The organism is Corallococcus praedator (assembly GCF_003612125.1).
GTDB classification, from domain to species: domain Bacteria; phylum Myxococcota; class Myxococcia; order Myxococcales; family Myxococcaceae; genus Corallococcus; species Corallococcus praedator.
Genome location: NZ_RAWI01000283.1, coordinates 1 through 12341, shown reverse-complemented (window position 1 = coordinate 12341; position 12341 = coordinate 1). Strand labels below are relative to the sequence as shown.

Genomic DNA, 12341 nt, shown 5'->3' with positions numbered 1-12341 from the left:
CCCCCCGGCGCGTTACTGGGGCAGGGCGGCGCAGGGGCACGATGTTGGCCTCCACCGCTTGTGTGGGGGCCAGCTTCAGCAAGAGCGCGTCCACGTGTCCGTCGAGCGCGTCCGCATGGGTGGCGAGGAAGGTCTCGCAGACCTCGCACGGCGAGGCCAGGTGCTCACGAAACCAGGCGACCGCGCCGGGCTCCCGGTTCGCGAGGTCGTGCATCACGGCGGCATCCAGGTGTCTCATGTCTCAATCCCACCGTCCGGCGAGCACCCGTTGGAGAAGCTCCCGCTTGATGCGCCCTCGAAACCGCTCCAACCGCATCGTGATCGTGCTCTTGCCCACGCCCAGCTGTTCGGCGATCTCCCGCGCGGACAACTGTCCCTCCAGATAGAAGAGCTGCACGGTCTTCTTCTCCTCGCCCTCGGGCAGCTCGGAGATGAGCTGCCGCACCACCGCGATGTCGCGCTCCACCTGGAGCGCCGCGGGCAGGGCCGGCACCGTTTCCGGTTCGGGATCCGCCAGCGCGTCTTCCATCCGCCGCAGGGCCGTGCGGCGTTCCAGCTTCGAGCGCGCCCGGTTGCGCGCGATGGTCAGCAGCCAGGGCGTGAAGGCCCCGGCCTCCTTCAACCGGGGCAGCCCCCGGAACGCGCGGACGTAGGACTCCTGGAGGACGTCCTCCACCTCATCCGCATCCAATGTGCCGAAACCCGCGACCAGTCGCGCCACCAGGGGCCGTGTCCGACGGTAAAGTTCACCGAAGGCGGACGACTCCCCTTGCGTCGCCCGCCGGACCTCGTCCGCGAATGCGTCCGTTTCACCCACCTGTGGAAAAGACCTCTCTGCCGGCGAATCGGCCACAGGCCTTGATTATCGAACGGGATGCTCCGGGTCCTGAAGCGCGAAGGCCCCCGGACGGTTGTCGTCCCGGGGGCCTTCTTCGTTCAACGGGAGGCGGGCGGACGTCAGCCGACGAGCTTCGCCTTGAGCGTGATGTTCACGCCGGCGAGCGCCTTGGAGACGGGGCAGCCCTTCTTGGTCTCCTCGGCGATCTTCTGGAACCGGGCGTCGTCCGCGCCGGGGACGATGACTTCGGTGCTCAGCGCGATGGTGGTGATGGCGAAGCCCTCGCCCTGCTTGTCGAGCTGCACGTCCGCGTTCGTCTTGATGCTGGTGGGCTTCAGGCCCGCCTTCTCCAGGCCCAGCGACAGCGCCATGGAGAAGCATCCGGAGAGCGCCGCGCCAATCAGCTCCTCGGGGTTGCTGCCCGGCTGGCCCTCGAAGCGGGTGCCGAGCGAGAAGGGGACCTCGGCGGCGTGGCCGGGCTTCATCGCGCCCTTGCCGTCCTTCAGGCCACCGGTCCACTGCGCACTGCCCTTGCTGATTCCCATGGCTTTGTTCTCCTGATGGCGACACGGCGGCCTGCCGTGTCTGCCTTTGGTCCGCGCCGGAAGGTAGGGCGCGGGGGGCTTGCTGACAATTCCTGGCAACGCCTGACATCGCCTCGCCAACCCTTTCAGCGCTTCGCGGACACCTTCCACAGCGTGTTGCTGGCGTCGTCCGCGACCAGCAGCGCGCCGTCGGGCAGCACCGTGACGCCCACCGGGCGCCCATGCACCTGGGCCTCGGAGGTGTTGGAGATGAAACCGGTGAGGAAGTCCTCCGGCGGACCGGAGGGCCGGCCGTCCTGGAACGGGACGAAGACGACCTTGTAGCCGGACAGCTCCGCGCGGTTCCACGAGCCGTGCTGCCCGATGAAGGCCCCGCCCTGGTACTTCTTCGGGAACGCCTGCCCTTCGTAGAACGCCAGCCCCAGCGACGCGGTGTGCGCGCCCAGGGCCACGTCCGGCACCAGCGTCCGGGCCACCAGGTCCGGGCGCTGACCGGCCAGGCGCGGGTCTTCGTTCGCGCCGAAGTACGCGTAGGGCCAGCCGTAGAAGCCGCCGTCCTCCACGTGCGTGAGGTAGTCCGGCACCAGGTCCTCGCCCAGGTCGTCGCGCTCGTTCACCGCCGTCCACAGCACGCGCGTGCCCGGCGCCCAGGCCATGCCCACGGGGTTGCGCAGGCCGCTCGCATAGATGCGCTCGCCGGTGCCGTCGGGGTTGATTTCCAGGATGTTCGCGCGGCGCTCCTCCTCCTGGAGGCCGTGCTCGGCCACGTTGCTGGCGGAACCCACCGACACGTAGAGCTTGGAGCCGTCCGCGTTGGCGATGAGGTTGCGCGTCCAGTGGTTGTTGTAGCCGCCCGCTGGCAGGTCCAACAGCTTCTGCCCCTTGGACTGGAGCTTCGTCTCCCCGGCGGTGTACGGGTAGCGCCAGAGGCCATCCGTGTTGGCCACGTAGAACCGGTCGCCCAGCAGCAGCATGCCCAGCGGCTGCTTCAAGTCCTCCAGGAAGACGTCGCGCACCTCGGGGGTGCCGTCGTGGTCGGCGTCGCGCAGCAGGGTGATGCGGTTGGCGCTGTTGCCCAGGTTTTGCGAGCGCACCTTGCCGGACTCGATGGACTCCTTCTGGTCCTCCTTGTCCTTGAACTCGGAGGAGGCCTCCGCGACGAGCACGTCCCCGTTGGGCAGCACGTAGGTCCAGCGCGGGTTGCGCAGGTCGCCCGCGAAGCGCGTCACTTCAAAACCTTCGGGGGCCACGGGGCGCTTGCCTTGCGGCCACCCGACGACCGAGCTGTAGCGCTTCACGTTGAAGCTGGGGTCCGGCGCGGGCAGGGCCGGCGCCTTGCCCGCCGGGGACGGGGTGGAGCGGTGCGCGCAGTCCGTCAGGAGCAGCGCGGCCGCCACGCAGAGCGGGACTCGGAAGAACACGGTCATGCCCCTCCCTCTACGGAGAACCCTCCGCCCCACGCGATGCCTGGATGCGGGGCACCGCGCGCGGGTGTTGAGTTGTGGGAAGCACGGGCGCCTGCTGCTCAGCGCAGGACACGTGCCCTTCCGTTCAAGACGTGAAGACGGCCCGCACGCAGCCGTCCTCCTTCTTCTTGAAGAGCTCGTAGCCCTTCGGCGAGTCCTCCAGCGAGAAGTGGTGCGTGGCGAGGAACGACGGATCCAGTTCGCCCTTCACCACGTGCTCCAGCAGGCGCGGGACGTACTTCTGCCCGTGCTGCTGCGCGGCGCGCAGCGTGAGGCCCTTGTTCATGATGGCGCCCAGGGGGAACGTGTCCATCAGGCCGTACACGCCCAGCACGGACAGGGTGCCGCCCTTGCGGCAGGCGAGGATGGCCTCGCGGATCGCCTGGCCCCGGTCGGAGTGCAGGTGCAGCGCCTGCTTCGCCCGGTCATACGCGTAGCCCGGCCCGGTGCCGTGGGCCTCCATGCCCACCGCGTCGATGCAGGCATCCGGCCCGCGGCCGCCCGTCATCTCCCGGAGCGCGTCCACCACGCTCTCTGTCTGGCTGTAGTCCACCGTCTCCGCGCCGACGAACCGCTGGGCCATGGACAGGCGCTCCGGGAAGCGATCCACGGCGATGACCCGCTCCGCGCCCATCAGGTAGGCGCTGCGCATCGCCATCATCCCCACGCCGCCCGCGCCCCACACGGCGATGGTGGCGCCCGGCTGGATGTCGCAGAAGTCCGCGCCCATGTAGCCAGTGGGGGCCGCGTCGGAGAGGAAGATGACCTGCTCGTCGCGCAGGCCCTCTGGCACGAGGAAGCAGTCGTGGTCGGCATGGGGCACCCGGACGTACTGGGCATGGGCGCCCGCGTAGCCGCCGAAGGCATGGGTGTAGCCGTAGATGCCGGCGGTGGGATGGCCGAACGCCACCTGCTGGTATTCAGGCTTCGGGTTGGTGTTGTCACACAGCGACCAGAGCTGGTGTTCGCAATACCAGCAGTTGCCGCAGACGATGAACGAGGGCACCACCACGCGGTCCCCCTTCTTCACTTTCCTCACGTCGCGCCCGATGTCCACGACCTCGCCCATGAACTCGTGGCCGATGATGTCGCCTTCCTGCATCGTCGGGATGTATCCGTCGATGAAGTGCAGGTCCGAGCCGCAGGTCGCCGACATCGTGACGCGCAGGATGGCGTCGTGCGGGTTGACGATCTCCGGGTCGGGGACGGTCTCCACGCGCAGGTCATTCACTCCGTTCCAGCACAGGGCTCGCATGGGCTCGTCCTCCGGTCAGTCCGCGCTCGCGCGAGCGGATGGGTTGTGCTGCAGGGTGGGCATTTCTCCGGTCTCCGCCAGGCTCTTGAACCGGCGCAGCACCTTCATTGACTGCAGGGCCGGGATGCCGCGCAGCCGCTTCGCCAGTGCTCCGGCCAGCGCGCGTCCCGGTGGGGAGAAGGCCAGGTGCAGCGTCACCTCCGTGCCCCAGTTCGCCGGGGCGGGCCGGAAGCGCACCCAGCCCTGGCCTACCAGCGCGCCGCCCCCGATGGACTCCCAGCGGATGAGCTCCGGCGTGCGCTCCTCCACGACGCGGGAGTCCCACTCCAGCGTGCGTCCCAGCGGTCCGTGGAGCTTCCAATGCCGGCCGCTTCCCCCCGTCGGCGTGACGTCCGCGAAGGGGGCCATGATGCGGCCCAGCGTCTGGGGATCGCGCCACAGGCGGTACAACACCTCCGCCGGGCGGCCCACGGTGACGGTGTGTTCCACGTGCGTGGTGTGGGTGCGGTGGGCCTGCTCGGAGGGCGGTGGGCCGCGCGCCGTGCGGGCGCCGCCTGGGGCCGCGCGCCGCCGGGAGTGCAGCCCCTGGTAGAGCAGGGCGCCGCTGGCCAGGGCCACCACCGTGCCCCCGAAGGACCGGCGCCTCAGTCCCAGGGACACGAGCGTCCCGGCGAGCACCGCCGAAGCGGTCCGCCCCCAGTGGCTCGAAAGGAGCTCCTCCTGGGAATGCGTCGTTCGAGGCTCGAGGGGCCGTAGGGGCCCTGTTCGTGAGATTTGCATGGCTTCTCCCGTCCTGGCCGCGCGTGGAGGGGGGCGCGTGCGTCAGGCACTCCCTGCGATGCTTTGGGCAGGGAGGTCCCGGGACAACTGGACATGTGGAGGGGCCGCTGGAGCTGGCTGCCCGGCGTGCCTCAATGCGAGGGCGGTGTGGCTGGCGTGGCCGGCGTGCGCACGTGCTCGGGCCGGAAGCCCAGGCCGATGATCCGCGCCGGGATGCGGCGCAGGTTGGGAAAGTGCTGGATGAGCCAGAGCGGCAGGGGCAGGCCCGTGCGGTTCGATGGCGCTCGCAGCGCGGGGCGCAGCACGCGGTCCTGGATGAGCACCTGGGCGCGCTGCGTGAGGCGCGTGGGCAGTTCGCGGCGCTGTTGAACCTTGCGCAGGTCCTGGGGCGTCACGCGGCCTTCGCGCAGCGGCGCGGCGAGGAGGTTGGCGGCGGCCACGGCGTCCTGCACGGCGAGGTTGATGCCCACGCCGCCCACGGGAGACATCGCATGCGCCGCGTCTCCGATGCAGAGCAGGCCGGGCTGGAACCAGGTGCGCAGCCGGTCCACGCGCACGGTGAGCAGCTTCACGTCGTCCCAGCTTGAAATCTCCGGGGCCCGGTCCGCGAGGAGGGGGGCCAGTCGCGCGAAGTCCTCGCGGAACGCGTCCAGGCCGCGCTGTCGCACGCGTTCGAAGGCGCCCTTGGAGATGACCCGGCCGCACTGCCATTGGTCGCCCCGGTTGATGAGGATGAAGATCTGCCCGCCCTCGAAGCGGCCCATGGGGCCGGAGGGGTCCCCTGGCTTGCGTGAAACGCGGAACCAGAGGACGTCCATGGGCGCGCCCAATTCCTCCACTTCCAGTCCGGAGCGTTGACGCACGGTGGACGTGCGCCCGTCGGCGGCCACCACGAGGGGGGCTCTCACCTCCAGGGAGCCGTCCGGGGTCCGGGCCTGGACGCCGACCACCTGGCCCTTGTCGCGCAGCAGGTCTGTCACCTCCGTGCGCCGGAGCAGGTGGAAGCCTGGCCAGGCGGAGGCCTTGCGCGCGAGGAAGTCGAGCAGGTCCCACTGGGGCATGAACGCGATGTAGCGGGCGTGGGTGGGCAGGTGGTGGAAGTCCCCCACCACCACGTCGTGCGTGCCGCTCTGGAAGCGGATCTCCGGGGCCTTGGTGTGGGGAAGGGCGAGCAGTTCATCCATCCATCCCAATTCATGCATCAGCTCCAGCGTGGACGGGTGGATGGTGTCGCCACGGAAGTCGCGCAGGAAGTCCGCGTGCTTCTCCAGGACCGTGACATCCACTCCGGCGCGCGCGAGCAGCATGCCCAGCATCATCCCCGCGGGACCGCCTCCCGCGATGCAGCACTGGGTGGTGAGCGTCTTGTCAGTCATGGTGTTCCCCTGGGCCCGTAGTGGAGCGGGCGCGGAAAGCCTAATCACTGCTCCACGCGGTCCCGAAGGGCTTCGTGGCTCTTGGGGGAAATCGGACTGCGATAGGCCTGAAATGGCACGAGGGTCTCCGGCGCGCGGGAGATGCCCTCGCGGGCGTCGGGGACGAGTTCACGGACCCGATTCCTCAAGCTGAGGCTGTCCGTGCCAACGGCCAGCCCAGCCCTGACTTTCGTTAGGTGTTGTTAACTTTCCAGTGTGTCCGTGATTGCATGTCGCGCCATGTCAGCCACCCGCCATCCCTTGCGCGCCCTCCGCGCTGCCGTTCCCCTCGCCCCGGGGAGCACCAGGGGGGGCATGTCGCCGTTGCGCTGGCTGGTAGCACTCGCGCTGCTTTGGGCGTGTGGCGGCTCCTCGTATCTCTGGGATGGAAACGGAACGTACTTCGGGATTGAGGTCCGCGACGGCCATGAGATTCCGTGGGTCCGTGGGCCATGGCCTGTCATCACCGCCTCCCTCGACGCGGATGCCGTCATCGACCAGTTGTGCATCCCGCTCATGGAGTTACCCGCTGCCGCGCCACCACGAGGTGAGTATGGCCAAGAGTACTGCGGGGTCATCTACGCCCATGAGGGCCGCTACCATGCGTCCTGGCCCGCCGCCCTGGAGACGCGGCGCCTCAGCGCTGAGAACAAGGACTTCAAGAACTGCCGCGTGCCTCGGAAGGTGGTGGATGAACGAGGGCGGACGGAGATCCTCGCGGACTACCACACCCACCCCTGGCGCTACTCGCAGATGTCCATCCAGGACCGCTGGCAGTCTCGCCAGCGGTACTCGTTCCGCGTCCAGATGGACGCTGCGTGCACCGTGCAGATGTACATCCCGAACATCGGAAAGGAGCGTCCCGGGGAGGTCTTCGTGCGGCAGGGGGGGCGCTGGGTGCTCATCGGGCGCGTCATGGACAAGGTCAATGGCACCATTCTGCCTGTGTCGGAGGCATCCCGATGACACGTGCATCGCTGATCGCTCTGTCGCTCATTGCGTTGAGTGGGTGCTCCCTTTTCCAGCGCTCGAAGCGCCCACCTCATGCACCTCCCGAAGAGGCCCAGAAGTTCGTCTTCCCGGCCCTCACCTTCCAGGAGGGCCGGACAACGCTCTTGGATGGCGACATCGCCACCGCCGTCCAACTCGCGATGGATGACCTTCTCCCCCTGGACCGCAAGCCACCCAAGAACGCAACGCCGGTCGAGTTGTGCCTCTTCCGCCGTGACATCTATCAGGTGGCGGTGGAGCGGCTGCCGGATGGCATCATCCTGGTTGGCATCTACGCGCACACCGAAATCTGCGATCCGAACGACACCGCCACGGATGCCGGGGGACTCTACGCCGTCGATGTGCGGCGCGGTCTCATCGTCGCGCAACAGCGGTAGGTGCTCGCCCACCACGACGCCAACCCGGGGGCTCAAAGGGCTTTCGGCCCGTGGACGCTCGGAACATTGGAAAGGGCATCTGGCTGCAGACTTCGCTCATCACGTAGGGGCTCAGACGGACGCCATCACCGGGCAGATCCACGGTGCGTCCGGCGGTCGCGGCAACCCCTGAAGCAGGCCCCCGCTTTTCTCCGGGGCCTCGCGAATCAGGGCACTTCGGGCCCACGGCACGTTAGGCTGGGGACCGCCGTTGTCCGGCGACAGGAGACGCACCATGCCCAAGGGTCAAGAGAAGGCGAAGAAGGACAACAAGCCGAAGCTGACGACGAAGGAGAAGCAGGAGAAGAAGAAGAAGGCCAAGGAAGAGAAGAAGAAGTAGCCCCGAGGCCGAAGTCGTCGCGTGCGTCAGGGCGCCTTCTTCGGAGGCACCCGGCACGCGGCATGGCCGAGGATGACGTCCCCGTCGACGGTGCTCGTCGGCGTGGGCGTCCATCCGGCGGCGAGCCGGGCGTCCAGGAGCTCATCGGCCTTCGGTTGACGGTCCCACACGGAGACCGCGTTCACGCCGCCCAGTCACGTGGTGTCGAAGACGAGGTAGCGCTCGCCTTCCCAGGGCACCACCACGTCGTGGGTGAACTCGTCCTGGACCACCACCGCCGCCACGTCGCGGGGCGGCGTCCGGGCAAACCCCCAGCGCACCACGTCCTGGAGCAGGGTGAGCGGCGCCAGCTCCCGCTCCAGCCGTGCGCGCTGGGCCGGCGGCAGCCCGGAGTGGTCGATCAAGGGCACCATGCCCGCAGCATACCCAGCCGACGGGCTACCGTCCCAAGCCCCTGGACATATTAATCCAGCAAAACAAGAAAAGCCGTTGAAGGGATTATTCCTGATGGAGTCCGGTTTGGCTTCTATTTCCGGAATTCAAACCAGGGAGCCCCATGCCTCAGTATTTCCACATCGCGTCCACGACGAACCCTTCCTTCGTGGTTGGCGCCTCGGGTTCGACCTCGGGTTCCGCGGTGCAGCTCGTCCAACGGCAGGGCGGCGTCCAGGCCCAGGGCCAGTTGTGGCGGTTGACGGCCAGTGGGTATCTCGTCAACGGCTACGATCCGAGCCTGGTGCTCGCGGTGGGCTCGGGCGGCGTCGTGCTCTCCACGCAGAGCCCGACCGACAACACCCAGGTGTGGCAACTGAACGCCGGTGAGGTCGCCGACGCGCCGCGCGCCGGTACGATCCAGAGCACGGCGAGCCTGCAACTGCTGACGGTCACCGCCTACACCAATGGCGCTTCGTTGGAGATGCTCGACGGCACCGCTCCGGCGCAGCCCGACGCGTTGTGGACGATGGATCCGTTCCCCGTGGCCTTCGACCAGCCGACGGCGCTGAGCAGCGCCCTCAATGCCAGCTATTTCAACATCGTCGCCGCCGGTGCGCCGAGCACGCTCCTGCTGAACATCGCCGGCGGCTCGTCGACGCCGGGGACCCAGGTGATCGTCTGGACGTCCCAGACGAACGCCACCAACGACCTCTGGCGGCTCACGCAGTCCGGCTACATCGTGAGCGCGCTCTCCCCGTCGCTCGTGCTCGGGCTCGGGACCTACGCCAATGGCGTGCAACCGGTCGTCACCTGCGAGGTGGACGTCGGCGACGACACCCAGTTGTGGACGCTTGGCAGCGGCAACCTGTACGGGATGCCCAACGCGAGCACCCTCATCAACCGGGCGACGAACCAGGCGCTCGCGGTGCTGAACGGTGACTTCACCGCGGGCGCGAGCGTCGTGGCGATCCCGGTGGGCAGCCAACCGCCGGCGGCCGCGCTCTGGACCGTCTCGCTGTCGAACTGGCAGCCTTCAGCGGTGGAGGGGCAGACGGCCACGACGTCAGGTTCCACGCTCGCGCCGCCGTTGCCGCTCGTGGCGAACGTCCAGGGCAACGCGACGACGGGCGGGACGCCCGTGATCCTCTGGCCCTTGAGCTCCGTCCCCCCTGGACTGCAGCCGCCGTTCTCCAATGTCAGTTGGCCGAACAACAACCTCTGGCGCTACAGCATCGACGGGTACATCACCTCCGACCTGGCGCCCGACTTCGTGCTCACCGCCATGCCTGACGGCGCCGCGGTGATGTACCCCAAGCAGATGATCGCCACGCCCGCCCAGCAATGGAACATCTCCGCGTCGGAGGTGACGTGGAGCGGCATGCCGCTGCAGGTGCTGCAGATCGCCAACGTGCAGTCCGGCGCGCTGCTGACCGTGCCCGACAACGCGCTGACCCAGGGCACCGCCCTGGTCCTCAAGGCGGCAGGGAGCACGACCTCCGCGTCCCAGCAGGCCTGGTTCAACACGAACGGCTACCCGCTGGACGCCATCGTCGGGCAGATGCCGCTCGGGTTCCCGACCTCGTCGGATCCGCAGGCGCTCACCGCCTACAACTACATCAGCGCGAACCTTCTCCCGAAGATCACCAGCAGCCAAGGGATCCGCGGCGAGTACACCAACACGACCGACGTGCCCGATTGGCTGGCGAACCTCCCGGGGCTGACACCGCCACCGCCGTCCAGTGTTGCGTCGGACGTGTGGACCCAGGTGCAGCAGCAGATCCAACAGGAGCTGACGTACGCCAACGCCATCCAAATCCTCAGCTCCGATGCCAGCACGTTCTACTCCGCGCTGCAGGTCAACGTGCTGGGGCTGCTCGACTCGATCGCGGAGGGCATCACGGGGCTGGGCACGCAGGCGTCCGGGGACGCCGTTGCCGTCATCGAGGGCATCGCGCTGTCGTTCGTCCAGCTCGTGCCGGACGTCGGGGGTTGCATCGCGGGGCTCATCCAGACCGGGCTGAACGCCGCCGCCTCGTATGGCCAGCCCGGTTCGCTGGGGAAGGTCCAGGCGGCGGTCTCCCAGTTGATGCTGAACGTCGGGACCTTGTTCACCCACCTCACCGCCGCGACGCAGGATCAAATGACGGCGGCGCTCGGTGACTGGGGGCAGATGCGGGCCATCGGGTCGCTCACCTCGCTGATGCCCGGTGCCCCCGACTCGCTGGCCTGGACCGTCGACACGGAGAGCGGCCTCGAGAATTCGGCCACGCCCGGCATCTACCTCGCGATCGCGCAGATGCTGATGCCGGTCCAGTACTACATGTGGCAGGCGTTCCAGCAGTCGCTCCTGGACTCGGTCCAGGCGTCGATGTCGCTCGCGCCGATGTCCCCAGAGCTGCCAAGTGATTGCTACACGAGCGTCGTCACGATGGACGGCTCCAAGCAGTACTTTGGCGCCTACGACCTCTACGTCCTCGCCGCCTCGAACGGGAGCTATCCGTCCTCCACGCTCATGTCCACCTACGTGTGGAATCTGGGCGTCACCCCGTCGGCGTTCTACCTGGGCAGCCCGAGCTGGCCCTTCCCGACGCGCGTCATGTCGATCCTCGGCCTGGACAGCAAGAGCATTGGCACCACCTTGTCGACCAACTGGAACCAGACGCTGCTCGCGCGGGTCTTCAATTGCACGCCGAACGCGCTCACGATGACGTTGACGCCCAACCATGACTGCCCCGTGAGCTGGGGCAATATGAGCCAGCCGCTGGCGCCGTACGCGATGTTGGAGTTCGCCGCCAGCGCCGGGCACCACGGCGACACGTCGGTGAACGTCGCGGTGACCGACTCAAGCGGAACCCAGGTGATGCAGTTCGAGGTCGTCGGCGGCAGCACGACGTCCGTCCCGTACAACATCCCGGCGCAAGGCTACTGGCTGTCAAGCAGCGTCACCAACGCCGGTGGTGGAAAGCCGCCCGGCAGCTGGGGCCCGCCCGGGATCGCGAACGTCGCGTTGGGACAGTAGACCCAGGCGCTCGGACCTCTCCCCTGGACAGCGTCTATGTCCAGGGACTCAGGACATCCAGCAGGATGACGTAGTGCACGGCCGCCGCGGCGATGACCATCGCGTGGAACAGCTCATGGTAGCCGAACACCTCCGGCTTCGGATCCGGCCATCGGCGCGCGTACACCACGGCGCCCACGGCGTAGAGCACGCCTTCGAAGACGAGCCACCCGACCCGCGTGGGGCCGATGACACCCGACAGCCGCAACATCACCGGCGTCGACACCAGCCCCAGCGCGACGTAGAGCGCGGAGCGCAGCCCCCGCGACGCGGAGATGCCCAGCAGCGTGAGCGTCGCGCCCGTGAGGGCCGCTGCCCACATCACCCAGAGCGACTGCCGGCTCCAGCCTCCCGCCAGGTCCAGCGTGGCCAGGGGCGTGAAGCTCCCCGCGATGAGGATGTAGATGGCCGCGTGGTCCAACTTCCCCAGCCGCTGGTACGTCGCGGGCGTCCAGGTGGGCCAGTGGTAGGTCCCGCTCACGCCGAACATCAGCACCATGCTGAAGCCGAACGTCAGGTTGGCCGCGTACTGCACGCCCTGCACCGGGGTCCGGGCCATCTGGAGGCACGCCACCAGCGCCGCGATGAACGCGAGCATGTGCGACACACCTCGCAGCCTGGGCTTCAACTCGTCCATGGCCTGCTCCTACCCCGGGCAGGTCACGGTTTCGTCAGCGAGCAGGCCGCCGCCGTGAACTGGAACACGCTGGCCCCGGACCACGGCCCCGTCCTCGCAGCGAACGGCAGCGTCGTCATCACACTGAGCGTGGCGCACCTCATCG

General features: G+C 68.3%; 12 protein-coding genes and 1 pseudogene. 3 read left to right on the top strand and 10 right to left on the bottom strand.

Features of this window, described 5'->3' with window-relative positions; all coding sequences use genetic code 11:
* The 7 genes and pseudogenes from D7Y13_RS28970 to D7Y13_RS28940 form a co-directional block, all read right to left on the bottom strand.
* Positions 1-238: pseudogene (locus tag D7Y13_RS28970) on the bottom strand (hypothetical protein); the annotation flags it as partial.
* 3 nt (positions 239-241) lie between these two features.
* Positions 242-817 carry an RNA polymerase sigma factor gene (locus D7Y13_RS28965; RefSeq protein WP_120536846.1) on the bottom strand — a complete coding sequence of 192 codons (576 nt, stop codon included), beginning with the start codon at positions 815-817 and terminating at the stop codon, positions 242-244.
* Positions 818-957: 140 nt separating this feature from the next.
* Positions 958-1383, bottom strand: a complete 426-nt coding sequence (locus D7Y13_RS28960) for an OsmC family protein (RefSeq protein ID WP_120536845.1) — start codon at positions 1381-1383, stop codon at positions 958-960.
* A gap of 125 nt (positions 1384-1508) precedes the next feature.
* Positions 1509-2810 carry a PQQ-dependent sugar dehydrogenase gene (locus D7Y13_RS28955; protein WP_120536844.1) on the bottom strand — a complete coding sequence of 434 codons (1302 nt, stop codon included), beginning with the start codon at positions 2808-2810 and terminating at the stop codon, positions 1509-1511.
* Between the two features lie 124 nt (positions 2811-2934).
* Positions 2935-4104: a zinc-dependent alcohol dehydrogenase gene (locus tag D7Y13_RS28950; RefSeq protein ID WP_120536843.1), complete on the bottom strand. Its 1170-nt coding sequence runs from the start codon at positions 4102-4104 to the stop codon at positions 2935-2937.
* Between the two features lie 15 nt (positions 4105-4119).
* A complete protein-coding gene (locus tag D7Y13_RS28945; protein ID WP_158620472.1) occupies positions 4120-4764 on the bottom strand; it encodes an SRPBCC family protein in 645 nt (214 codons plus the stop codon).
* 251 nt (positions 4765-5015) lie between these two features.
* A complete protein-coding gene (locus D7Y13_RS28940; RefSeq protein ID WP_120585486.1) occupies positions 5016-6260 on the bottom strand; it encodes an FAD-dependent oxidoreductase in 1245 nt (414 codons plus the stop codon).
* Positions 6261-6614: 354 nt separating this feature from the next.
* Here D7Y13_RS28940 and D7Y13_RS28935 point away from each other — a divergent pair, with 354 nt between their 5' ends.
* Positions 6615-7265, top strand: a complete 651-nt coding sequence (locus D7Y13_RS28935; protein ID WP_233595895.1) for a hypothetical protein — start codon at positions 6615-6617, stop codon at positions 7263-7265.
* Positions 7262-7687, top strand: a complete 426-nt coding sequence (locus D7Y13_RS45350; RefSeq protein WP_147444484.1) for a hypothetical protein — start codon at positions 7262-7264, stop codon at positions 7685-7687. Before D7Y13_RS28935 ends, D7Y13_RS45350 begins: the two co-directional genes overlap by 4 nt.
* 405 nt (positions 7688-8092) lie before the next feature.
* Here the strand turns inward: D7Y13_RS45350 and D7Y13_RS45915 are convergent, their stop codons facing one another.
* Together D7Y13_RS45915 and D7Y13_RS28920 are read right to left on the bottom strand one after the other, a co-directional pair.
* The gene (locus tag D7Y13_RS45915; RefSeq protein WP_158620473.1) at positions 8093-8251 is read right to left on the bottom strand and encodes a hypothetical protein; all 159 of its coding nucleotides are present in this window, start codon (positions 8249-8251) and stop codon (positions 8093-8095) included.
* A 9-nt stretch (positions 8252-8260) separates the two neighbouring features.
* Positions 8261-8479 (bottom strand): hypothetical protein, encoded by a 219-nt coding sequence (locus D7Y13_RS28920; RefSeq protein WP_120536838.1) that lies wholly within the window; start codon positions 8477-8479, stop codon positions 8261-8263.
* 143 nt (positions 8480-8622) lie between these two features.
* Between D7Y13_RS28920 and D7Y13_RS28915 the strand changes: the two genes are divergently transcribed.
* Positions 8623-11520: an RICIN domain-containing protein gene (locus tag D7Y13_RS28915; protein WP_120585487.1), complete on the top strand. Its 2898-nt coding sequence runs from the start codon at positions 8623-8625 to the stop codon at positions 11518-11520.
* 34 nt (positions 11521-11554) lie between these two features.
* Here D7Y13_RS28915 and trhA read toward each other — a convergent pair whose 3' ends face one another.
* Positions 11555-12196, bottom strand: a complete 642-nt coding sequence (trhA, locus tag D7Y13_RS28910; protein ID WP_120585488.1) for a PAQR family membrane homeostasis protein TrhA — start codon at positions 12194-12196, stop codon at positions 11555-11557.
* Positions 12197-12341: the final 145 nt, after the last annotated feature.